At 64.1% G+C, this 22,606-nt stretch carries 24 protein-coding genes; 10 read left to right on the top strand and 14 right to left on the bottom strand.

Features of this window, described 5'->3' with window-relative positions:
* Positions 1-250: 250 nt before the first annotated feature.
* The 3 genes from BHE01S_RS00365 to BHE01S_RS00355 all read left to right on the top strand — a co-directional run bounded on the left by BHE01S_RS00365 (position 251) and on the right by BHE01S_RS00355 (position 3,744).
* Positions 251-1,408 carry an HPP family protein gene (locus BHE01S_RS00365; RefSeq protein ID WP_042259274.1) on the top strand — a complete coding sequence of 386 codons (1,158 nt, stop codon included), beginning with the start codon at positions 251-253 and terminating at the stop codon, positions 1,406-1,408.
* A 108-nt stretch (positions 1,409-1,516) separates the two neighbouring features.
* Entirely contained in the window at positions 1,517-1,930 is a 414-nt protein-coding gene (locus BHE01S_RS00360; protein WP_042259273.1) for a MarR family winged helix-turn-helix transcriptional regulator, read from the top strand.
* 5 nt (positions 1,931-1,935) lie between these two features.
* A complete protein-coding gene (locus BHE01S_RS00355) occupies positions 1,936-3,744 on the top strand; it encodes a chloride channel protein (RefSeq protein WP_042259272.1) in 1,809 nt (602 codons plus the stop codon).
* Positions 3,745-3,760: 16 nt separating this feature from the next.
* Here BHE01S_RS00355 and BHE01S_RS00350 read toward each other — a convergent pair whose 3' ends face one another.
* The gene (locus tag BHE01S_RS00350; protein ID WP_042259407.1) at positions 3,761-4,168 is read right to left on the bottom strand and encodes a DUF2000 domain-containing protein; all 408 of its coding nucleotides are present in this window, start codon (positions 4,166-4,168) and stop codon (positions 3,761-3,763) included.
* A gap of 606 nt (positions 4,169-4,774) precedes the next feature.
* Between BHE01S_RS00350 and BHE01S_RS00345 the strand changes: the two genes are divergently transcribed.
* The 7 genes from BHE01S_RS00345 (at position 4,775) to BHE01S_RS00315 (ending at position 11,296) form a co-directional block, all read left to right on the top strand.
* A complete protein-coding gene (locus tag BHE01S_RS00345; RefSeq protein WP_042259271.1) occupies positions 4,775-6,280 on the top strand; it encodes a ferritin family protein in 1,506 nt (501 codons plus the stop codon).
* A gap of 24 nt (positions 6,281-6,304) precedes the next feature.
* Positions 6,305-6,565 carry a toluene-4-monooxygenase system B family protein gene (locus tag BHE01S_RS00340; RefSeq protein WP_042259405.1) on the top strand — a complete coding sequence of 87 codons (261 nt, stop codon included), beginning with the start codon at positions 6,305-6,307 and terminating at the stop codon, positions 6,563-6,565.
* A gap of 7 nt (positions 6,566-6,572) precedes the next feature.
* The gene (locus BHE01S_RS00335; protein WP_042259270.1) at positions 6,573-6,908 is read left to right on the top strand and encodes a Rieske 2Fe-2S domain-containing protein; all 336 of its coding nucleotides are present in this window, start codon (positions 6,573-6,575) and stop codon (positions 6,906-6,908) included.
* A 19-nt stretch (positions 6,909-6,927) separates the two neighbouring features.
* Positions 6,928-7,242 (top strand): MmoB/DmpM family protein, encoded by a 315-nt coding sequence (locus BHE01S_RS00330; RefSeq protein ID WP_042259269.1) that lies wholly within the window; start codon positions 6,928-6,930, stop codon positions 7,240-7,242.
* Positions 7,243-7,254: 12 nt separating this feature from the next.
* Positions 7,255-8,241: an aromatic/alkene monooxygenase hydroxylase subunit beta gene (locus BHE01S_RS00325; protein ID WP_042259268.1), complete on the top strand. Its 987-nt coding sequence runs from the start codon at positions 7,255-7,257 to the stop codon at positions 8,239-8,241.
* 75 nt (positions 8,242-8,316) lie between these two features.
* Positions 8,317-9,318 (top strand): 2Fe-2S iron-sulfur cluster-binding protein, encoded by a 1,002-nt coding sequence (locus tag BHE01S_RS00320; RefSeq protein WP_042259267.1) that lies wholly within the window; start codon positions 8,317-8,319, stop codon positions 9,316-9,318.
* Between the two features lie 295 nt (positions 9,319-9,613).
* Positions 9,614-11,296, top strand: coding sequence for a sigma-54-dependent Fis family transcriptional regulator (locus BHE01S_RS00315; RefSeq protein ID WP_042259403.1), 1,683 nt, complete (start codon positions 9,614-9,616; stop codon positions 11,294-11,296).
* Positions 11,297-11,383: 87 nt separating this feature from the next.
* On the opposite strand, the gene BHE01S_RS00310 is transcribed toward BHE01S_RS00315, so the two are convergent.
* The 13 genes from BHE01S_RS00310 to BHE01S_RS00250 all read right to left on the bottom strand — a co-directional run bounded on the left by BHE01S_RS00310 (position 11,384) and on the right by BHE01S_RS00250 (position 22,590).
* Positions 11,384-12,763, bottom strand: coding sequence for an OmpP1/FadL family transporter (locus BHE01S_RS00310; protein ID WP_042259266.1), 1,380 nt, complete (start codon positions 12,761-12,763; stop codon positions 11,384-11,386).
* A gap of 134 nt (positions 12,764-12,897) precedes the next feature.
* A complete protein-coding gene (locus BHE01S_RS00305) occupies positions 12,898-13,722 on the bottom strand; it encodes an alpha/beta fold hydrolase (RefSeq protein ID WP_042259265.1) in 825 nt (274 codons plus the stop codon).
* Between the two features lie 58 nt (positions 13,723-13,780).
* Positions 13,781-13,972 (bottom strand): 2-hydroxymuconate tautomerase, encoded by a 192-nt coding sequence (locus BHE01S_RS00300; protein ID WP_042259264.1) that lies wholly within the window; start codon positions 13,970-13,972, stop codon positions 13,781-13,783.
* A gap of 13 nt (positions 13,973-13,985) precedes the next feature.
* Positions 13,986-14,774: a 2-oxo-3-hexenedioate decarboxylase gene (gene dmpH, locus BHE01S_RS00295; RefSeq protein WP_042259262.1), complete on the bottom strand. Its 789-nt coding sequence runs from the start codon at positions 14,772-14,774 to the stop codon at positions 13,986-13,988.
* Positions 14,771-15,817: a 4-hydroxy-2-oxovalerate aldolase gene (gene dmpG / locus BHE01S_RS00290; RefSeq protein WP_042259260.1), complete on the bottom strand. Its 1,047-nt coding sequence runs from the start codon at positions 15,815-15,817 to the stop codon at positions 14,771-14,773. The genes dmpH and dmpG overlap by 4 nt, the downstream gene beginning before the upstream one ends.
* 57 nt (positions 15,818-15,874) lie before the next feature.
* Positions 15,875-16,798 (bottom strand): acetaldehyde dehydrogenase (acetylating), encoded by a 924-nt coding sequence (locus BHE01S_RS00285; protein WP_042259258.1) that lies wholly within the window; start codon positions 16,796-16,798, stop codon positions 15,875-15,877.
* A gap of 31 nt (positions 16,799-16,829) precedes the next feature.
* Complete coding sequence (gene dmpE / locus BHE01S_RS00280) at positions 16,830-17,612, bottom strand: 2-oxopent-4-enoate hydratase (protein ID WP_042259256.1); 783 nt, start codon at positions 17,610-17,612, stop codon at positions 16,830-16,832.
* 38 nt (positions 17,613-17,650) lie between these two features.
* Positions 17,651-19,165: a 2-hydroxymuconic semialdehyde dehydrogenase gene (locus BHE01S_RS00275; RefSeq protein WP_218000389.1), complete on the bottom strand. Its 1,515-nt coding sequence runs from the start codon at positions 19,163-19,165 to the stop codon at positions 17,651-17,653.
* Between the two features lie 72 nt (positions 19,166-19,237).
* On the bottom strand, positions 19,238-19,720 hold the full coding sequence (locus BHE01S_RS00270; RefSeq protein WP_042259254.1) for a GlcG/HbpS family heme-binding protein: 483 nt from the start codon (positions 19,718-19,720) through the stop codon (positions 19,238-19,240).
* Between the two features lies 1 nt (position 19,721).
* Complete coding sequence (locus BHE01S_RS00265; RefSeq protein ID WP_042259252.1) at positions 19,722-20,666, bottom strand: catechol 2,3-dioxygenase; 945 nt, start codon at positions 20,664-20,666, stop codon at positions 19,722-19,724.
* Positions 20,667-20,684: 18 nt separating this feature from the next.
* Entirely contained in the window at positions 20,685-21,041 is a 357-nt protein-coding gene (locus BHE01S_RS00260) for a 2Fe-2S iron-sulfur cluster-binding protein (RefSeq protein WP_042259251.1), read from the bottom strand.
* 1 nt (position 21,042) lies between these two features.
* Positions 21,043-22,116: an NADH:ubiquinone reductase (Na(+)-transporting) subunit F gene (locus BHE01S_RS00255; protein WP_042259249.1), complete on the bottom strand. Its 1,074-nt coding sequence runs from the start codon at positions 22,114-22,116 to the stop codon at positions 21,043-21,045.
* A gap of 117 nt (positions 22,117-22,233) precedes the next feature.
* The gene (locus tag BHE01S_RS00250) at positions 22,234-22,590 is read right to left on the bottom strand and encodes a phenol hydroxylase subunit P4 (protein WP_042259247.1); all 357 of its coding nucleotides are present in this window, start codon (positions 22,588-22,590) and stop codon (positions 22,234-22,236) included.
* Between the last annotated feature and the right edge of the window lie 16 nt (positions 22,591-22,606).

Here is a 22,606-nt window from a genome sequence, read left to right as displayed (position 1 = left end):
CAGACGCCTCACCGCGGCTTCCAGGATTGACTGAAGGCCTGAGACGCATACCGGCGGGGTTGGGGTGACCCCAACGGAATCCGCGGCTCCGGCTCCGGTTGCGCCCCCAAATTCCTTGTCTGATGCGCATCCTCGATACAACACCGCCGCGACTAAGCGTCGCGATTTATATCACATTGAGATATAATTCTTTCTCTTTCGGCGGCGCCGAGCCGTCTGCGCTCCCACCGTTCCAGGTTCGTTCCGAATCGTGTCACGCTTCAAGGTCCTTCGCTGGCTCACCCGCTTCACCCCCTCCAGGGTCACCCTCACATGGCGCGAGCGCCTGCGCTCGGGCGGCGGCGCGCTGGTCGGTATTGCCCTGACCAGTGCGCTCGCGCACCGGCTGCTCGGCGGCGATCCCGCCATTCCGTACCTGATCGCCCCCATGGGCGCCTCCGCCGTGCTGCTGTTCGGCGTGCCCGCCAGCCCGCTCGCGCAGCCCTGGTCGATCATCGGCGGCAATCTCGTTTCCGCCACTGTGGGCGTGAGCGCGGCGATGTGGATCCATGATCCCGTGGCAGCCGCCGCCGTGGCCGTCGCCGTGGCCGTCGTCGCGATGTTTACGCTGCGTTGCGTGCATCCGCCGTCAGGCGCGGTCGCGCTGACCGCGGTGCTGGGCGGCCCGGCCGTGCATGCGCTCGGCTATGAATTCGTGTTCGTGCCCGTCGCGCTGCAGTCGTTCCTGCTGCTCGGCGGCGCACTCGTCTATCACGCCGCCACGGGGCACCGCTACCCGCATGCCGCGCGGCGCCCGCGGGTGGCCGGCCCCGCCCCTGCGCAAGCCGGTTTCACGCGCGCCGACCTCGAAGCCGTGCTGCGCGAGCGCGACGAAATGCTCGACATCGACACCGACGACCTCGAAACCGTGCTCCAGGACGCCGAAATCCGCGCGTACGCGCGCAGCTTCGGCGAACTCACCTGCGCCGACGTCATGTCGGCCAATGTGGTGAGCATCACGCCCGCGACGACCGTGGGCGAAGCGCGCTCGCTGCTCAAGCGCCACGACGTGAAAGCGCTGCCCGTGGTGGACGCGCATCGCCAGGTGAAGGGCATCGTCACGCGCGCCGACCTCGCCGACGACGGGCGCGAGCGGCATCCGCTGCGTCTCGTGCTCGATGCGAGCGCGCGCCTGCTCCGGCCGCACGCCGAGTCCGGCCAGCACGTCGGCAGGCTGATGACCACGCATGTGCTGACCGTCGCGAACACGACCCCGATCGTCGAACTCGTGCGTATTTTTGCGGGCCGCGGGCACCACCATGTGCCCGTGATCGACCACGAAAAGCGGCTCGCGGGCATCATCACGCAAGCCGATCTCATCTCGGGGCTTTATCACCAGGCGAAGACGCCGCAGCAGGCGCCTGCCTGAACCGGTTAGCGGCCATACACCTGGCCGCGAGGGGATGCGACGGGCCTCTTCGGGTTGAAATATCATATTGTGATATGTTAGGAGACGAAACCGTTCCATGGACTTCCGATGAAACAAAACGCGCGCGATCTCGACAAGGTCGACTTTGAACAGCTGTCCGAATTTCGCTACCAGATGCGCCGCTTCGAGCGCTTCTCGGAGCAGGCCGCGCAGGCCGAGGGCATCACGCCGCTGCAGTACCTGCTGCTGCTGCACGTAAAGGGCTACCCCGGCCGCTCGTGGGCGACCATTGGCGAGCTGGCCGAGCGTTTGCAGTCGCAGCATCACGGCGTGGTGGCGCTCGTCTCGCGCTGCGAGGCGATCGAACTCGTCGAGCGCCGCGTGAGCGAGCGCGACCGCCGCCAGGTCGAAGTGCATCTGCTCCCTGCCGGCGAAAAGCTGCTCGCGCGCCTCGCCGCACTGCATCGCGCCGAGTTGAGATCGCTCGACGGCGCATTCACCGTTCCGCGTATCGATCTTTAGAGACCATGCATCCCAACGATTCCCACAAGCGCGATTTTTCGGCGAACGCACGCCTGCCCGGCATCAGCGTCCTCGCCGCCGTGATCGGCGCACTGGCCACGCTCGCGGCGTTCGTGCTGCTGAGCCTGATCCACTGGTTCACGAACCTGTTCTTCTTCGGCCAGTTCTCGTTCGCCGACCGCTCGCCGGCGCTCAACACGCTGGGGCCGTGGGTCATCGTCGTGCCTGTGATCGGCGGGCTGATCGTCGGGATGATGGCGCGCTTCGGCTCGGAGAAAATTCGCGGCCACGGCATTCCCGAAGCCATCGAAGCCATTCTCTTCGGCAAGAGCAAGATGTCGCCGAAGGTGGCTGTGCTCAAGCCGCTTTCGTCGGGCATCGTGATCGGCAGCGGCGGCCCGTTCGGCGCGGAAGGTCCGATCATCATGACGGGCGGTGCGCTCGGGTCGCTGCTCGCGCAGTGCGTGCGCGTCACGTCCGCCGAGCGCAAGACGCTGCTCGTGGCGGGCGCGGCCGCGGGCATGACCGCCGTCTTCGGCACGCCGGTCGCCGCCGTGCTGCTCGCCGTCGAACTGCTGCTGTTCGAATGGCGCCCGCGCAGCTTCCTGCCCGTGGCGCTTGCGTGCGCGGTGGCCGGATTCGCGCGCTCCGTGTTCTTCGGTACGGCACCGCTCTTCCCCATGCAGACGCTCCCGCCGCACGCCGTGGCGCTCTTCTCGTGCATCATCGCCGGGCTGCTGGCCGGCGCGCTCGCGTCGGGGCTTTCGGCGGCGCTCTACAAGGTCGAGGACCTGTTCGGCCATCTGCCGCTGCACTGGTCGTGGTGGCCGGCCATCGGCGGGCTCGCGGTGGGCATTGGCGGCTTCATCGAGCCGCGCGCGCTCGGCGTGGGCTACGACGTGATCGGCGATCTGCTGCATCAGCACATCGTTCTTCAGGTCGCCATTGCGATTCTGGTGGTGAAAGCCGTGATCTGGGTCGTGGCGCTCGGCTCCGGCACATCGGGCGGCGTGCTCGCCCCGCTGCTCATGCTCGGCGCGGGGCTCGGCTCGGTGCTCAGTTACGTTTTCAGCCGCGTGCTGCCCGGCAGCGACCCGGCGCTGTGGCCGCTCGTGTGCATGGCGGCGACACTCGGCGCCACGCTAGGCACGCCGCTCACGGCCATCGTGTTCGCGTTCGGCCTCACGCACGACACCAATGCGCTGTTGCCGCTGCTCACGGCCACGCTGGTCGCGCACGGCTTCGCGACGGTGGTCATGAAGCGTTCGATCATGACCGAAAAAATCGCGCGCCGCGGTTATCACATCTATCGCGAGTACGGCGTCGACCCGCTCGAGCGCCATTACGTCGATGAAGTGATGACGCGCAATGTCGATACGATCGACGCGAACGTCAGCGTACGCGAAGCCCTCGACCGCTACTTCGGTTCGACGCAGCAGCACCGCGCCTTCCCGGTGCTGCGCGACGGCGCGGTGCTCGGCGTGGTGGATCGCGCGATGCTCGACGCCGTGCGCGCCGCGACCGAGGCACTCGACACGCCGCTCGGCTCGTTGCTCGCGCAACGTTCCCCCGACATGGCACTGCCCGCGGAAACCTGCCGGCAGATCGCCACGCGCCTCGCAATTCACGGGCTCGAACGCCTGCCTGTGGTCGCCGACCGCGAATCGCGCCGGCTCGTGGGCATTGTCTCGCGCAGCGACCTCGTCAAGCTCTCGCTCTCGCACTTCGAGGAAGAGCACAAGAAGGAGCGCTTCCGCCGCTTTCCCATGGGCAATGGCAAGCGGCGTTTTCCGCCGGTGCGCAAGGCCGGGTGAAGGAGAAAGCACGCGTCTACCGATGCAGCGCCAACCCCTTCACGGCCTTGTCCACCGCGTTTTTCGGGCCGTATAGCGCGATCCCCACCAGATCGGGATTCTCCGGGTCCTCGGCGCGAAAGACCTCGCGGTTCGCCGCGTCATGGCCCGTCGAAAACATGGCGTGCACATACGGCACGATCGCAAGTTCGCGCGACACGCCGCGCCGCAGCGCCGCCTGCAGCCCCCCGACATCCGCGCCATAGATCATCATCGGCTGGCCCAGCATCCTGCCGTAGCGTTGCCCGCGCGCGTCTTCGTAGGGCTCGCCGAGTGCTTCGGGCACCGCCGCCGCGATGCCCGTGGCGAGAAACGCGGTCACATTGAGCTTCTGCCAGACCGCGAGGTTTTCCCGCACGACCAGCGCGACTTTCGTATCGAACATGCTGCCTCCTTTTTCGAGGCAGCCATGATCCGCGAGACGCGGCTGCAAGTCTGGAACGTTTGTGCACGGCGGCGCCCGCCCGCAAACGGCGCGCCTCACCCTTACCACCCCATGCAGCGACTCGCCAAGCGTTTTCTTTTCATGGGACGCACGCAGGCTGCGCACACCCGGTTCCATGGAATGAGATTCCGGATGTTCTCGATGCCCTATCAATAATTCGTCATCCATATTAATTTTTACTTTCGGCACAAGCAATCGCTTCACAATGGACGGCCTCGCCCCGAACGTCCCCTCATTCAGGCATTTTAGTACCTGCTGAATAAATATCGATATTTTATCAATTGATCAAGGACGAGTTCCTTGCGGTTGCCGCCAGGACTTGAGCAGAACATCAAACGAACTTCGTCTCCTTGGGGTAAACAGTCGAATCCATTGCCACCATTACGACCTGGAATCTGCCCAATCGCCAAAAAATCTCGGGATTTTCCCTGATCAACACAGGCGCGAGCCACGCTTTGGCATCGACCTTGCTCTGAGAGGAACCGCCCGGTGCAACGGATGTTGTGCCGGACAGGCTCAATTCCCATCCCAACAAGGAGACATCACATGGCGTTACTGGAACGCGCGGCCTGGTACGACATCGCCCGTGCCACCAACTGGACCCCGACCTACGTCACCGAGTCCGACCTCTTCCCCGACCTCATGTCCGGCGCGCAGGGTATACCCATGGCGAGTTGGGAAACCTACGACGAGCCATACAAGACGTCATATCCCGAGTACGTCCGTATCCAACGCGAAAAGGACGCCGGCGCATACTCCGTGAAGGCGGCGCTGGAACGCAGCCGCATGTTCGAGGACGCCGATCCGGGCTGGCTTTCCATCCTCAAGTCGCACTATGGCGCCATCGCGCTCGGCGAGTACGCGGCCATGAGCGCCGAAGCACGCATGGCGCGCTTCGGCCGCGCGCCCGGCATGCGCAACATGGCCACCTTCGGCATGCTCGACGAGAATCGCCACGGCCAGTTGCAGCTTTATTTCCCGCACGATTACTGCGCAAAGGACCGCCAGTTCGACTGGGCCCACAAGGCCTATCACACGAACGAGTGGGGTGCCATTGCAGCGCGCAGCACGTTCGATGATCTGTTCATGTCGCGCAGCGCGATCGAAATCGCCGTCATGCTCACGTTTGCGTTCGAAACCGGCTTCACCAACATGCAGTTCCTCGGTCTCGCAGCCGACGCTGCCGAAGCGGGCGACTTCACCTTCGCAAGCCTGATTTCCAGCATCCAGACTGACGAGTCTCGCCACGCACAGATTGGCGGCCCCGCATTGCAGATCCTGATCGCCAATGGCCGCAAGGAAGAAGCCCAGAAGCTCGTGGACATCGCCATTGCGCGCGCGTGGCGTCTTTTCTGCCTGCTCACGGGCTCGTCGATGGATTACGCGACGCCGCTCGAGCATCGCAAGCAGTCGTTCAAGGAATTCATGCGCGAGTGGATTGTCGGCCAGTTCGAACGCACGCTGATCGATCTGGGCCTGGATTTGCCGTGGTACTGGGACCAGATGATCAACGAGTTCGACTACCAGCACCACGCGTACCAGCTCGGCATCTGGTTCTGGCGCCCCACGGTCTGGTGGAACCCGGCTGCAGGCATGACGCCCGAGTGCCGCGATTGGCTCGAAGAAAAGTATCCGGGCTGGAACGACACGTTCGGCAAGGCATGGGACGTCATCATCGAGAACCTGCTCGCGGGCAAGCCCGAACTCACTGTGCCCGAGACGCTGCCGATCGTCTGCAACATGAGCCAGTTGCCCATCTGCGCCATTCCGGGCAACGGCTGGAACGTGAAGGACTATCCGCACGACTACAACGGGCGCACGTATCACTTCAATTCCGAAATCGACCGTTGGGTATTCCAGCAGGACCCTGTGCGCTACCGCGATCACCTCACGCTGGTGGATCGCTTTCTCGCGGGTCACATCCAGCCGCCGAACCTGAACGGCGCACTGCAGTACATGGGGCTGGCACCGGGCGAGATCGGGGACGATGCGCACAAGTATGCGTGGGTGGAGGCATACCGCAATACCCGTTACGACAAAGAGGCCGCCTGAGGCGGCCAGGAGATGGAGGACGACATGGCACTTTTCCCGGTAATTTCCAATTTTCAGTACGACTTCGTATTGCAGCTCGTAGCGGTGGATGGCGGCAACACGATGGACGAGGTCGCCGCCGCCGCGGCTCACCATTCGGTTGGGCGGCGCGTGGCGCCGCGGCCCGGCAAGGTCGTGCGCGTGCGCCGTCAGGGCGGCGAAGCGTTCTACGCGCGCGACGCGAAACTCGAAGCGACCGACATCAAGCCGATGGAAACGCTCGAGTTCATCTTTTGTGACGAATGAGGTCGACATGAAATACCAGAAAGTTTGCACGCTCGACGACCTGTGGGAAGGCGAGATGACCGAAGTGGAAGTGGACGGCCACGTGATCGTGCTGGTGCGTCCCGAAGGCGGCGAGCCGCGTGCGTTTCAGGGCATTTGCCCGCACCAGGATATCCCGCTCGTGGAGGGCAAGTTCGACGGCCGCGTGCTGATGTGCCGCGCGCATCAGTGGACCTTCGACGCGAACACCGGCAAGGGGATCAACCCCGGCGACTGCGCGCTTGCCGAGTACGCCGTGAAGATCGAAGGCGACGACGTTCTCGTGGCCGTCGGCGGCGTCGAACCGCTTTTCGCCCATTCTTGAGTCCACAGGGGAACACACCATGACCATCGACAATACTGCCGAGGCCTATCGCAACAACCGCGTGGGGCCCGTGCTTCGCGCGGGCAGCATCACGGCCGGCGTCATCGAAGCCGCGCACGAGGACAACCCCGGCAAGGCAATCCGCGTCGACGACAAACTCGCGTACGTGCGCATCGACACGGACGGCGAGCTGATCCTGCGCCGCGCCACGCTGGAGGAGACGCTGGGCCGCCCGTTCAGGATGTCCGAGCTCGAAGTCAACCTCAGCTCGTTTGCGGGCCGCATCGAGACGACCGACGACTATGTGCGCTTTTACTACGAGAAAACGCTTTAACCGGAGACGAGCATGACCCAACCCGAAGTCCTCAAGCCGCTGAAAACGTGGAGCTACCTGGCCGCCCGGCGGCGCAAGCCGAGCGAGTACGAGATCGTCTCGACCAACCTGCATTACACGACCGACAACCCCGACGCGCCCTTCGAGCTCGACCCGAATTTTGAAATGGCGCAATGGTTCAAGCGCAACCGCAACGCATCGCCATTGGCGCACCCGGACTGGAACGCGTTTCGCGATCCTGACGAGCTCGTCTATCGCACCTACAACATGCTGCAGGATGGTCAGGAAACCTATGTGTTCGGCTTGCTAGACCAGTTCTCCACGCGCGGCCACGACGCCATGCTCTCGCGGGCCTGGGCCAGCACGCTCGCGCGTCTCTATACGCCCGCGCGCTTCCTGTTTCATGCATTGCAAATGGGATCGGCCTATCTGACCCAGATGGCGCCCGCCTCCACGATCTCGAACTGCGCCGCATACCAGACGGCGGACTCGCTGCGCTGGCTCACACACACGGCATATCGCACGAAGGAGCTGTCGCAAACCTTCGCCGACCTCGGCTTCGGCAGCGAGGAACGCGGCGGCTGGGAGCACGATCCGGCATGGCAGGGCTGGCGCAGGCTAGTCGAGCAGGCGCTCACGGCGTGGGACTGGGCGGAATGCTTCGTCGCACTGAACCTCGTCGTGCGCCCCGCCGTGGAAGAAACCATCTTGCGCGGCCTCGGCGCCGCTGCGCGTCAGAACGACGACACCCTGCTGGGGCTCATCACTGACGCCCAGCTCATCGACGCACAACGTCATCGGCGCTGGGCCGCTGCGTTGGTTCGGATGGCCCTCGAGCAAGAGGGCAATCACGCTGTACTGAGCGCGTGGGTAAGCAAGTGGGAGCCGCTCGCCGACGACGCCATCGAGGCGTGGTGCATCGCCCTGCCCGACGCCCCCGCTGCAGGCGCGTGCGCGAAGGAAGCCACGCGCGAGTTCAGGCGAGCGATTGGCCTCTGAAGCCACGGCCGGTCAAGCATCGAGCTGTGAAGCCAGTGCCGGCGCGAGCCGGCCACGAAACTTTGGAAGCGTGAAATGAAACATCGGATTACGATCGAGGGCGGCGCGCAATTCAGCGTTTGCACAGAGGAAGACACTTTGCTGCGTGGCGCGCTGCGCGCCGATGTCGGACTGCCGCACGAATGCAGTGTCGGGGGATGTGGCGCGTGCCGCTTCGAGCTTGTCGAAGGCGACATGGAAACGCTTTGGGCGCAAGCCCCGGGGCTCAGCGAACGCGAGCGCAAGCGCGGCAAGCGCCTTGCGTGCCAGTCGCGGCCGCTGGGCGATTGCACGATACGCGTGCGCTGCGACGACAGTTATCTTCCCGCCGTGGCGCCCGCCCGCTGGCGGGCAAGACTCGAGGGCCGCCGGGCGCTCACGCCGGACATGAGCGAATTCACGTTTCACATTCCCTCACGAGCACAGTTCCGCGCTGGCCAGTACGCGCTGCTCTATCCCTCCCAGGCGCAGGGCGCCCGGGCCTACTCGATGTCCAACCTGCCCAACGGCGAGGGGGTATGGCAATTCATGGTCCGGCGCGTACCGGGCGGCGCAGGCAGCAATGCACTCTTCGACGCCCTGGAAGTGGGCGACGAGATTGCGATGGACGGTCCCTACGGCCACGGCTATCTACGCGACGACAATGCACGCGACATCGTGTGCATTGCGGGCGGCTCGGGTTTCGCACCCATGCTCTCCGTCGCACGCGGCGCGCTTGCGCAGACCGGCAAGCGACGCGTGCACTTCTTCTATGGCGCGCGCACGCAGGCCGATCTCGGCGCAGCCGCGGAACTCGACGAGCTTGCACAGGAGCGTCTGAGCGTGTCGATCGTGCTGTCGTCGCCGGAGCCGTCGCTGCCATGGCAGGGCGCAACGGGCTTCGTGCATGCGGAGGTTGAACGCTCGCTCACCGGAGCGCTCGACCAGCGCGAATTCTATTTTGCAGGGCCGCCGCCCATGATAGAGGCCGTGCAGGAACTGCTGATGCAAAAACATCGCGTGCCGTACAACCAGATTCACTTCGACCGTTTCGTTTAAACGCACCCCTCCGGCCGCGCGAGCCGGGTGCCGTGCTCAGGATCGCGTATTAACACCAATCGCCACTGCCGGAGCGGTGGAGTAACCTGATCCGGTTATTGCTCATTTTCACGCTCCCGGCTCAGGCGGCGCATCATCCGCGCGGCGATTGCACCACATGGCGCGTGGCCTCGAGCCCCCTCCGGCAGCCATCGAGATCAGCATGCCCAAGAGCCGCACGCGCGGAGTCGCCCGGACTCCCTCCAGCACGGATACCCCCAGTCAACTGGCGGAGCGCCAGCGTGCGGAGATCCGCATTCCCGCCATCCACGATCTGGCCAAGCGGTTGCGCTTCGCGCCTCAGCAGGGCCGCATCTGGCTCGACGACCAGCGCATGATGCTCATGCACATCAGCTCGCTCGGCGCACTGCGCCAGGAGCTGATCGAGAGCCTCGGCAAGGAAACGGCCCGTGGCCTCGTGACCCGCATCGGCTACCAGGCCGGCTCGCGCGACGCCGCGATGACACGCAAGGTGCGTGCGGGCTCCAACAGCTACGACGACTTCCTCGCGGGTCCGCAACTCGTATCGCTCGAGGGCATCGTTCATTGCGAGCCGATCGCGCTCGATATCGACGTTGAGCGCGGCCACTATTTCGGCGACTTCTATCTGAGCGATTGCGCGGAAGCTGAGACCCACATCGCGAGCTACGGCATCGGTAACGAACCGGTATGCTGGATGCTGATCGGCTATGCCTGCGGCTATACGAGCGCCTTCATGGGGCGCCCGGTTCTCTGGCGTGAAATCGAATGCCGGGGGATGGGCCACGCGAAATGCCGCGTAGTTGGCAAGCCGGTGGAAGACTGGGACGACCCGCAGGACGACCTGCGCTTTCTGCAGATCGGCGACTTCGTCAAATGGTCACTCGAGCCGCAGGCAATGCAGCCCGCAACGACTCGCATTGCCGAGCGGCTCGCAAACGCCCCCGAGAACAGTTTTGGCGTCGTGGGTATCTCGGCGGGTTTCAATACGGTTTGCCACATGGTCAACAAGGTCGCCCCCACCGAGGCGACAGTGCTCTTTCTCGGCGAAAGCGGCGTAGGCAAGGAAGTCTTCGCCAACAACCTGCATCGCCTCAGCAAACGCGCGGATGGGCCGTTCGTCGCGGTCAACTGCGCGGCGATTCCCGAGCATCTCATGGAATCCGAATTGTTTGGCGTGGAGCGCGGCGGCTATACGGGGGCGACGTCCTCGCGCGCGGGGCGCTTCGAGCGCGCCAACGGCGGCACGCTCTTTCTCGACGAGGTCGGTACACTCAGCTTCACCGCACAAGGCAAGCTCCTGCGCGCGTTGCAGCAGGGCGAACTGGAGCGTGTGGGCGACACGCGCACACGCAAGATCGACGTGCGCGTCGTGGCGGCGACCAACGTGAATCTGCGGGAGGCCGTGAAGGCCGGGCAGTTCCGCGAAGACCTGTTCTTCCGCCTGAATGTCTTTCCGATTCAGGTGCCGCCGCTGCGCGACAGGCGCGACGACATTCCATTGATGATGAACTGGTTCCTGCAGCGCCTCGCGAAGAAGCACGGCAAGCTCATCACCGGGTTTCGCGAGCGCGCGGTCGACGCCCTCTTCAACTACGATTGGCCCGGCAATGTGCGCGAGCTCGAAAACATGATCGAGCGCGCCGTGATTCTTGCCGAAGACGGCGGTGCACTCGACTTGTGCCATCTATTTACCACGGGCGAAGAAATCGACGTTTCATCGTTCATTCTGAAGCGCAGCGGCAATATCGTGCCGCTCAACGAACCGGTCGAGGCGACACCGCCCGCCGCCCATGGCGCCGGAATTCCGGGTCTCGCCGAAACCGAAGCGGCAATGCTGCGCGCGGCGGTAGCCGAAGCGAACGGCAATCTTTCGCTCGCCGCCCGCGTGCTCGGCATCAGCCGGCCCAAGCTGGCCTACCGTCTGCGTAAATACGGCATTCCCGTGGAACGGGCGTGATTGACCCGATTGACCCGGACCGCTCGCTGCCCTTGCGCGGCGAGGCGGCGGCAACGCACCATGCCGCCTGCCAAACGCGCCCGCGCGCTAGAAGCGCTTCTGATACGCGATCACGGCATTGAATTGCGAGTGTGTCACCTTGATCGGCACCGAGGTGTTGGGCTGGCTCGTGTTGATCAGGGTTTTCTGGAACGCGTATGACAAGCCCAGGTCGACTACGTCGTCCTTGCTGAACGCATAGGAGGCACCGCCGGTGACCGTGGTGGTCGGAATGCCGGGAATGACTGCGAACAGCGTGTTGTTCGGCACCGCTTCCTGCGCATAATGGAAGCCTGCGCGAAACGTCCAGCTGGGGTTATAGCGGTACTCGGCGCCAATGGCGAACACGTTGATGTCCCGGTAGTTTTGCGGCAAGGAGAGATTCAGGTTGGAGCCGGTGCCGGCCTGAACGAAACTCACGTTGATGTCCTTGAAGACGCTCGCCAGAAACACGCGCTGGTAGTCCGCCGAAACGCTCCAATGCTCGTTGAACGTGTGACTGATACCCACCGTGAATTGCGCGGGCATTTCGAAGCTGTGGACGGTGATGTTGCCATTCAGCGGGATGTTGCCCGCTACGGAACTCACCGCGGTCAAGGTCGCATGCCCGCTCAGGTCACCCACATGCGTCTTGAAGTTATACGCGAGGCCCACGCGGGTGTCCGGCGTGAGCTGGTACGTCAGGCCAAGTTTGCCGCCGATTCCCCACGCGTCCGCACCGCCGCCCACGATGCCGTTATGCTCGAAGTTGACGTAACCGCCGGAGAGACCGGGTACGCTCAAGAGCGTGGGGACCAGTGAGCCGGATACGCGGTGCTGGGTCGCGAGCGAGCCGATCTGAGACGCATCCAGCAACATGCCGAGATTGAGGGACGTCCAGACGGCATCGAGGGAGCCGCCCACCGTCAGCTTGTCGGTCACGTTATAAGCAACGGCGAACGGAATACGCAGCACGAGGAGCCTGGAGAAGTTGTCGAGGCCTGTGTTGATGTCGTTGGTGGTCGTGCGAGAGAGAAAGCTGCTGCCGCCGTACTGCGTGCCGAGCCCGCCTTCGGCAAACGCGCCGACGCCAAAAGCATATTTGCCCTGTCGATAGACGAACGCCGCTTCGGGCGCGAAGTACGGGCCATTGTTGTTGCCGTGATTCCCCGAGGTCACCGATTCGCCGGTTGCCATATTGGTCACCCGGATATCGGTGGTCACGACGTCGAGCCCGAAATTGATGTATTTCCCGTCGCTCATCAGCCCGAGCGTGGCCGGGTTGAGCATCATCGCGGCCGGCCCGACGTTATAGGCGACCCCGCTTCCCCCCATCGCGCGGGAAATCGGCCCGTATCCTTCGAGATTGAAGACATCGGTTGCCTGTGCCTGTGCCCCCCAAACAGCCATGCATAGCGCCGCCGCCCCGCGAATGTAATTGCTTTTCACACGTGTCTCCTGGTATGTCTATGTTTGATAGTACTTAATAATTTTGTCGATGCCCGAACTGGTATATCGAAGACCCTGCTGTCCTGACGGCCTGCAAAAGCGCGCGCTTGCGCGTCCGTCAGGTTTCGGCTCGACTAGGCCTCGCCAAGATGCTCCATCACCAGCTTGTTGAAACGTGCGGCATGCTCGATCTGCGTCCAGTGCCCGCATTGACCGAAGACGTGAAGCTGCGCCTTCGGAATCAGCTCGAGCAGCTTGAGTGAACCCGAAAGCGGAATCACGCGGTCTTCACGCCCATGCACGATCAGCGTATCGTGCGGGATCGCACGAATTGCCTCGTCCGGGCTCGCCAGCGCATCGACCCAGCGTTGACGCGGCGCCGGGAACATATTCGCGAACGCTTCCTGGTAGCCCGGGCGCACGCTCGCCTCATAACGCAGCTTCGCGAGCTCGTCGTTCACCAGCGTGCGGTCGAACGCAAAGACATCGAGCAGCGCACGCATGTTCCCGATCGACGGGGTATAGCCCCATACCGCGTCCAGCCCCTCGGTAAGGGGAAATGCGGTTCCCGCACTGCCCATCAGCACGAGCTTGCCCACGCGCCGCGGCGCCTCGAGGGCGAGCGCCAGCGCAAGCCCGCCGCCGAACGAATTGCCCACGATGTGAGCCTGTTCGATCTCGAGCGCGTCAAGCAATCCGAGCAGGTGAGCAAGCCAGGTTTGCATCGAGTAGCGATGCCCGACGGGACGCTCGGTCTCGCCAAAGCCGACCATATCGGGTGCGATCACGCGAAAGCGCTTCGCCAGTTCCGGCAGGGTGAGCCGCCAGTTCGCCCACGCCGTCACGCCCGGCCCCGAGCCGTGAATCAAGAGGACGGGCGGTCCTTCGCCCAGATCGTGATAGTTGGTGCGAATACCATCGGCTACGATGCTTTTTCCAATTTCAGGATTCGTCTGCATGGTGATACGTTTTCCAGTTAGAGAACCATTCACATTCTCTGTGGCGGTTACGCAAGCGCTACCGTCCGCGCTTTTTTGCGCTCTGTCCGGCAATGCCGAAATGCGCCTTCGGCATCTCGGTGATAATCACGCGCACGGCGTCGATTGGCGCATCGATAGCGCGATGGATCGCTTCGCTGACTTCGGCGATCAGGCGTTCCTTCTTCTCTTCGTCGCGGCCTTCCAGGATGTAAAGATGAGCGATCGGCACAGCGTTCTCCTCGTCAAATGAAGCGCAATCCAGTGGAGCCCATGCCCTGGACGCGCAACGTGATACTGTCCCCGGCTGCAACGGCCACAGCCTCCGTAATGCCGCCCGAGAGAATCAGGCTGCCGGCCGGAATCGACTCGCCGCGCGCGCCAAGGTGGTTCGCCAGCATCGCCACCGCCGCCGCCGGATGCCCGAGCACGGCGGCGCCCGCGCCGAACGAAACCGGCTGGCCGTTCTTCTCCATGACGATGCCGATCGTGCGCAGGTCGACGCCCTGCACCGACATCGGCTGGCCGCCCACCACGAAGCGCGCCGCCGAGGTGTTATCGGCCACCACACTCTTCAGATCGAACTTGAAATCGCGGTAGCGGCTGTCGATCACTTCGATGCCGGGGATAACAAAATCCGTTGCGGCCAGCACGCTGCCAATATGGCACCCCGGTCCTTTCAACCCGGTCCTGGTGACGAATGCGATCTCCGGCTCCACCTTCGGGTGAATAAGCTCGCTGGCGCGGCAAGCTCCGCCGTCTTCGAGCGAGTACGCATCGACGAGATAGCCGAACACAGGCGTCTCCACGCCCATCTGGCGCATCTTCGCGTGCGAGGTCAACCCCGCCTTGTAGCCGACGAGCCGCGCCCCGCGCCGCAGGTGCCGCCCGCGAATCGCGTCCTGCACGGCATAGGCGTCGTCCCAGTCCATCTCGGGCCACGTGTCCGTGATCTTCACCGTGTCGCGCGCATGCAGGGCGCACGCATCGAGCTGCTCGGCAAGCGAATGGATGATTTCGGTCGAGAGGTTCATGCTGCCTCCTTGCCGGCGAACTGTTGGCGCGCCTTCTTGAGCGTGAGCGCCGTGTCTTCGATCATGTCTTCCTGCCCGCCCACCATGCCGCGCCGGCCAAGCTCCACGAGAATGTCGCGTGCGGGCACGCCGTATTTTTCGCCGGCACGCTTGGCAAACAGCAGGAACGAGCCGTAAACGCCCGCATAGCCGAGCGTGAGCGAGTCGCGGTCGATGCGGATCGGGAAGTCCATCATCGGCACCACGAGGTCTTCGGCCACGTCCTGGATCTTCCAGACGTCCACGCCGGTCTCGATGCCCATGCGATCGCACACGGCAATGAACACTTCGAGCGGCGTGTTACCCGCACCGGCACCCAGCCCCGCGGCCGCGCCGTCGATACGACTGGCGCCGCATTCGATCGCCGCAAGCGAATTCGCCACCCCCATCGCCAGGTTGTGGTGGCCGTGAAAGCCCAGCTCCGTTTCGGGTTTCAGCGCTTCGCGCACGGCACCCAAACGCGTCTTCACGTCCTCGGGCAGCATGTATCCCGCCGAGTCGGTGATATAGATGCAGTTCGCGCCGTAACCCTCCATGAGCTTCGCCTGTTTCACGAGGCCCTCTGGACTATTCATGTGGCTCATCATCAGGAAGCCCACGGTGTCCATCTCCAGCTTGCGCGCAAGCGTGATGTGCTGCTCGGACACGTCGGCCTCGGTGCAATGCGTCGCCACGCGAATCGTGTGAACGCCCAGATCGTGCGCCATCTTCAGGTGATCGACGGTGCCGATGCCCGGCAGCAGCAGCGCCGAGACCTTCGCGCGCTTGAGCAGGGGAATCACGGCGCCGAGATACGCCTCATCGGTGTGCGCCGGAAAGCCGTAGTTGACCGACGAGCCGCCCAGACCGTCGCCGTGCGTGACTTCGATGAGCGGCACCCCGGCTGCGTCGAGCCCCTGTGCGACGCTGCGCATCTGGTCGAGCGTCATCTGGTGGCGCTTGGGATGCATGCCGTCGCGCAGCGTCATGTCGTGGACGGTAATGCGTCTTCCTTGAAGATTCATGATGTTTCCTTCGAAATTCGGGTAAATCGGAAGCCTGCCCAAACGGCGGCCGCGTCCTCAGGCCGTTGCGCCCTCAGCGGGTGTGAGCGAGATGCGGCCCGCGAGCAGTTCCTCGGCAAACATCTCGGCGGTGCGGGCCGCGGCGGCCGTCATGATGTCCAGATTGCCCGCATAGCGCGGCAGGTAATCGCCCAGGCCCTCCACTTCGAGATAGACAGTCACGCGCTTGCCGTCGAACACCGGGCCGTTCACGAGCTTGTAGCCCGGCACGTAGCGCTGCACTTCGGCGATCATTGCGTGAATGGATTCGGTAATGCGCGCCTCATCAGGCTCGTCCTCAGTCAGGCAGTGGACGGTGTCGCGCATGATGAGCGGCGGGTCCGCGGGATTGATGACGATGATCGCCTTGCCCTGCTTCGCGCCGCCCACCTTCGCCACGGCGGCCGAAGTGGTGCGCGTGAACTCGTCGATGTTCTTGCGCGTGCCGGGGCCCGCCGAGCGCGACGAAACCGTCGCGATGATTTCCGCGTAATCCACCGGCTGCACTCGCGAGACGGCATGCACCATCGGGATCGTTGCCTGACCGCCGCACGTGACCATGTTGACGTTCATCTCGCGCTTGCCGATGTGCTCCCTGAGGTTCACGGGCGGCACGCAGTACGGCCCGATGGCCGCGGGCGTGAGGTCGATCATCATCACCCCCAGCTCGTTGAGCTTGCGGCTGTTTTCCGCATGAACGTAGGCGCTCGTGGCATCGAAGGCGATTTGCACGTTGTCGGCCTTCACATGCGGCAAGAGGCCGTCCACGCCTTCCGCCGTCGTCTTGATGCCCAGTTCGCGGGCGCGCTTGAGGCCGTCCGATTCGGGGTCGATGCCGACCATCCAGACGGGCTCGAGCACCGGGCTGCGCTGCAGTTTGGCGAGCAGGTCGGTGCCGATGTTGCCGGGCCCGATCAACGCGCAACGAATTTTCTGTGTCATGGCGAAACGTCCTTGTGAATGTCAATGAGGTTCAGGCAAAGCGCACCGAGCACGCGCCGATGCCGCCGATGGCCATGCGGAAACTGTCGCCGGCCTTGACGGGCGCCATGGCGGCGAGTGCGCCGGAAAGCACGACTTCGCCGGCCTTCAGGCCGATGCCGAGGCGCCCGAGCGTATTGGCGAGCCAGGCCACCGCGTTGACGGGCGAGCCCAGCGCCGCCGCGCCCGCACCGGTGCCGATCACTTCGCCGTTCCGCTCGAGCACCATGCCGCAGGTGTTCAGGTCCACGCTGCGCGGGCTCACCGCGCGATCGCCCAGCACGAACACGCCGCACGAGGCGTTATCCGCTACGGTGTCCTGAATCTTGATCTTCCAGTCGCGGATGCGCGAATCGACGATCTCGAAGCACGGCATCACGCATTCCGTGGCGGCCAGCACCATGGCGTTGGTAATGCCCGGACCCATCAGATCCTGCTTGAGCACGAAGGCGATCTCTCCCTCGGCTTTCGGCTGGATCAAGGTATCGAGCGCGATACGCTCGCCCTCGCCGTACACCATGCCCGAGAGCAGATAGCCGAAGTCGGGCTGATAGACGCCCAGCATGTCCATCACGGCCTTCGACGTCACGCCGATTTTTTTGCCCACGACCGTCTCGCCGGCTTCGAGACGGCGCTGCACCATGCGCTGCTGGATGTGGTACGCATCTTCGATCGACATGCCCGGATGGCTGTCGGTCAGCGGCGCCAGCGTCTCGCGCGCAGTGAGCGCGCCATAGAGTCTGTCGCCCAGTTCGGTAATCAACGTGGATTCCATGAAGCTTCCCAATGGCGAAAATTAATCAAGACGTTCATTCAGAGCTTGACGCACACGTTCTTGAGCTCCGTGTAGAACTCGAGCGAATGCACGCCGCCCTCGCGGCCGATGCCGGACTGCTTTGCGCCGCCGAACGGCGTGCGCAAGTCGCGAAGGAACCAGGAGTTGACCCAGGCAAGGCCCACTTCGACAGCCGCGGCCGCCCGGTGCGCGCGCGCAAGATTCGTTGTCCATATCGAAGTAGCGAGGCCGTAGTCGTTGTCGTTGGCGCGGCGAATGACCTCATCTTCGGAGTCGAACGGCATGACGAGCGCACACGGGCCGAAGACTTCCTCACGGGCGATGGGCGAGTCGTCGCCGAGTCCCGTCCAGATCGTCGGCTGGACCCAGGCGCCCGCCTGCAGATCGCCCGGCATGTCGGGCACGCCGCCGCCCGTCACGACCGTCGCGCCCAGGTCTGCCGCCTTCCTGTAGTACGAGAGCACCTTGGCGCGATGCTCCTGACTGATGAGCGGCCCCATGCCGGTGGCCGCATCCTGCGGCACGCCAATGCGCAGCCCTTCCGCGCCGGCCTTGAGCGCCGCCACGAAGCGATCGAAGATGGGCCGCTCGACATACACGCGCTCCGTGCCGAGGCAAACCTGGCCGGCATTGGCAAAGCACGAGCGCAACGTGCCTTCGATGGCGGCCTCGAAATCGCAGTCGGCGAACACAATGGCCGCGTTCTTGCCGCCCATTTCCAGGCTCACTGGGCGTGCGCCCTCGGCGGCGGCCTTCATGATGGCTGCGCCGGTGCGCGTTTCGCCCGTGAAAGTGATGGCGTTGACACCCGGATGCGTCGTGAGGAACTCCCCCGCCGACCCCGGCCCGAAGCCGTGCACGACGTTGTAGACGCCGCGCGGCACGCCCGCCGCGTTCATGACTTCGCCCAGCAGCGCCGCCGTCTGCGGCGTCTCCTCGGAGGGCTTGACGACCACCGTATTGCCGCAGGCGAGCGCGGGGCCCACTTTCCAGGTCATCAACAGCAGCGGCAGATTCCACGGACAGATCACGCCGACCACGCCAACCGGGCGCCGCATCGCATAGTTGATCGCACCCGCGCTATCCGGCGTGGGCATTTCGAAGAATTCGGTGGGCACGTTCTTCACCACGTCGGCGAAGATCCTGAAGTTGGCCGCACCGCGCGGAATGTCGATGTGGCTCGCGAGACTCACCGGCTTGCCGGTATCGGCGACTTCAGCGGCCAGAAAGTCGTCGAAGCGGCGGTTGATGCCATCGGCAAGCGCGTACAGCACGTCCACGCGCTGCGGCACCGTCATCGTCCCCCAAGGACCTTTGAGCGCTGCCCTCGCGGCACGCACAGCCGCATCGACTTGTTCGCGGCCTGCTTCGGCCACCTGAGCGATAACGGCATTGGTCAGCGGCGAGCGCTTCTCGAACCAGCGCTGGCCCTCGAGGTACTCGCCGTCGATGAAGTTCCGGACCAGTCGGATGCCGCTATCGGGCACACTGGCGGTGCCGGGCGGCCCGCCGTTGGGTTCTGTCTTCAGCATGATCGTCTCAACGATGTGTTCGTGTTCCATGAAATGGGTGGGCCCCGCGTTGCGATGCCGTGCTTGCTGGCCTCACGTATCGGCCAGACCGAGCGCGCGCAGTCCAGCCTGTGCGCAGGCGCCGTCCTGCTCTTCGCTGCCCCCGGAAACGCCTATGCCGCCAATGCGCTGCCCGTCTTCGGTGATCGGCAATCCGCCACCGAAGGCGACGAAGCGCGGCCGTAGCACGATGCCTTGGCGTACGGCCTCCGAATGCGCCTGCAGCGTTTCGTTCCAGCGTCCCGTAGGTAAACCGAAGCTGACCGCCGTGTAGGCCTTGTCGATCGCAATCTCGATCGAGTGCAACGGCGCGCCCGGCATCCGCACGAACGCCGCGAGGTTCCCGCCCGCGTCGACTATGGCAACGTTCACGCGCACACCGAGTCGCTGCGCCTCGCGGGCAGCGGCTTCGGCTGCGCGGCTTGCGGCGGGCCAGTCGATGGTGCGCGCCTCGACGCTATTGGGTGCGCCAATTGCGCCCTCGTCCGCCGGGCGCGCGCGTGGTTCGGTCGCCATGTCAGGTATAGACCGTGGTGAAGGCTTCGTTGATCTCCCCCGAATGGAAGAAGATGCCGCGACCCAGGTGGTCTTCGGTCCACGTGGTCACGGGCCGGTCCGGCTGCGCCATGTAGCCGAGCCCCGCGAACGTCTCGTTGCGGTTGCCGCTCGGATCGAAGAAGTAGATGGTCGTGCCGCGCGTGATGCCGTGACGCGTGGGCGCGACGTCGATCTTCACCTTGTTCTTGGCCATCACATCCGCCGACTTCAGCACGTCGGCCCAGTCGTCGAGGAAAAACGCGATGTGATGCAGGCCGTTGGTCGCCCCGCCGACGAATGCGATGTCATGCGGCGTCGAACTGCGGAACATCCACGTGGCGGCCTGAATGCTGTTGCCCGGTCCCACCATCACCTGCTCGGCCAGATGAAAATCCAGACATTCCTGCATGAAGCGCGTGTTCTCGGCCACGCGATTGACGCCGGCTTCCGGATTGAGTTCGCACATCAGCAAACAATGGTCGAGCCAGTGAACCGCCGAGCCCTTCACGTCGTCGGGCCACGGGTCGGGGTTGAGCGAGCCGACGTCGGTGCCCACCTGCTCCTTGTGCGCGTACAGGCGCATCTCGTGTCCGCTCGGCAGACTGAATTTCAACATGCGGCCGGTTGCAGGCAGCGTGCCTGGCAGCAGCATCTGCGTGCTTATGCCGTATGCCTCGATGCGCGCCTGGAAGGCGTCGAGATCGGCGTCCTTCTCCACCTTGTAAGCGACGTGATTCAGTCCTGCCTGATCCGCCGGGCTCAGGATGAGCGAGTATTTGTCCCACTCGTCCCAGCATTTCAGATAGACGTTGCCTTCGCTGTCGCGCAGCGTTTCCTTCAAGCCCAGAACATTCTGGTAATGCTTGAGCGCCGCATCCATGTCCATCACCCTTAGACTGGCATGGCCGATTCGCATCACACCCATGATTGCTCTCCTCCTTCTCTACTCGGTATAAGTTTGGGATGCCTGGCAGGCGAATCCCTTGAAAAACGGCTTTTGCATCCTGCCGGCCACTTCCAGCTGTACGTCGCCTTGCGGGGCGATCCGGCACGCGAGCGAGTAGCCGGCCGCCTCTTCCTCCACACTCACATGCGCGCGGCTCACCGGCCCGAGCTTGCGGACCTCGCCTTCGAGCACGCGCACCTTGCACACGCCACAACCGCCGTTCAGGCAGCCGACCGGAATGCCCCGGCGCCCAAGCCGCGCCATACCCGCAAGCAGCGACTCCTGCATCGAGCAGCTATAGCGCTCACCGGTCTGCGTGATCGTCACGCTCACGTTGCGGTCTTGGCCGTCCACGTCAAACCCTGCGGAAAAGCGGGCTGCGCACCTGCTGAACGTCCGCAGCCGAAATGAACTTCTCGTGGTAGATGTCGCTTTCGAAGAGCCTCCCCTGCATCAGCGTAGTGATGCACGCGTCGATCATCGCGGGCGGCCCGCACAGGTACGCCTTGTGCCCGGCAAAGTTGTTCTCGAAATGGGCTTTCGCGGCTTCGTGAACGAAGCCGTGCGCGACGGGCTCGCTGTCGCCATCGGTGCCGTTCGCGCTTTCCGACAAGGCCGGCACGTAGGAGAAGTTCGGGTACTCGCGGCTCAGCTCGCGAAACGCCTCGTCGTAGTACAGCTCCGCCGCGTTGCGCTGGCCGTAGACCAGCGTGATCGGCTGCTTGCAGCCGCTTTGCAGCAGATCGAGGATCATCGAGCGCGGACTCGAGAGACCGGAGCCGCCTGCCATGAAGAGCATCGGCACCTGCGCCGACTTGCGCACGAAGAACCGTCCGTAAGGACCGGACAGGTTCACCTTGTCGCCAACCGCGAGCTTCTCGTGCAGGTAGCCCGTGCCCAAACCGCCGGGCACCTGCCGCACGTTGAGCTCGATTTCGCCCGTCGCCGCCGCATCGGCCGGTGCATTGGCGATGGAAAACGCGCGGCGCTCGTGCATGCCCGGAATCTCGAGCTGCACGTATTGACCCGCCTGGAAATGCAGCGTATCGGCAAGCCGCAGGTGAATCGCCTTGATCGTGGGCGTGAGTTGCTCGATGCGCGCGACTTCGGCCGTGAAGTCCTTCACCGGAATGATTTCAGCGTCCGGGTCTTCTTCCACGTCGGCTTCGATCGCCGTATCCGCGGTGAGCGTCGCGCAGCACGCAAGTGCCTTGCGCTCTTCGCGCTCGAAGTCCATCAGCGCGAACGGATTGGCGTCGCCCAGATCGACCTCGCCTTCGAGGATCTCGATCTTGCAGGTCCCGCACAGGCCGTGACAGCACGCGTGCGGAATATAAATACCCTGGCGCAACGCGGCATCGAGAATGGTCTGTCCTTCCTCGACTTCGATGGTGGCGCCCAGAGGCTCGATGGTCAGTTGATGGCTCATGGTCGATCCGTACTTCAAACATCAATTCGTGCCGTAATGGCCTTTCTCGAACTGGACCGCGCGCAGGCGGCCCAGAAAGTCACATAGGCGGCGTGGTGCTGCCGGCTGAACCGGCGGTCAGCTACAGGATCCCTTTATGCCGGTCAGACCCGGCGTGCGAAAGCGGATCAGGTCCTTATGGCCGATACCGTTTTCCGCGAGCGTTTTCGCGAAATCGGGCTGAAACGGCTTGCCGGACCTGAACCACTGCACCGCGCTCCAGTCGATCTTCGCGAAGTCGGGGTGATAGCCGTAGATGCCCGGCAGGATCTGCTCGGCCAGTGCACCGAAAGGCGTCTGTGGCGGCAGCGGCAGGCAGAACGGCGCGGGAAACATCAAATGGTCTTCCCAGCCGACGTAGAGCAGCGGTGCGGGAAACTTCTCCGCCGTGTCCTGCGGCGGGAAACGATAGGGTCGGGTCGCGATGACGGTCACGGTTGTCTCCTGTAAT

It is taken from the genome of Paraburkholderia heleia NBRC 101817 (assembly GCF_000739775.1).
GTDB classification, from domain to species: Bacteria; Pseudomonadota; Gammaproteobacteria; order Burkholderiales; family Burkholderiaceae; genus Paraburkholderia; species Paraburkholderia heleia.
Note: the sequence above shows the minus strand (reverse complement) of the source record. Positions and strands in the feature narration are given on the sequence as shown.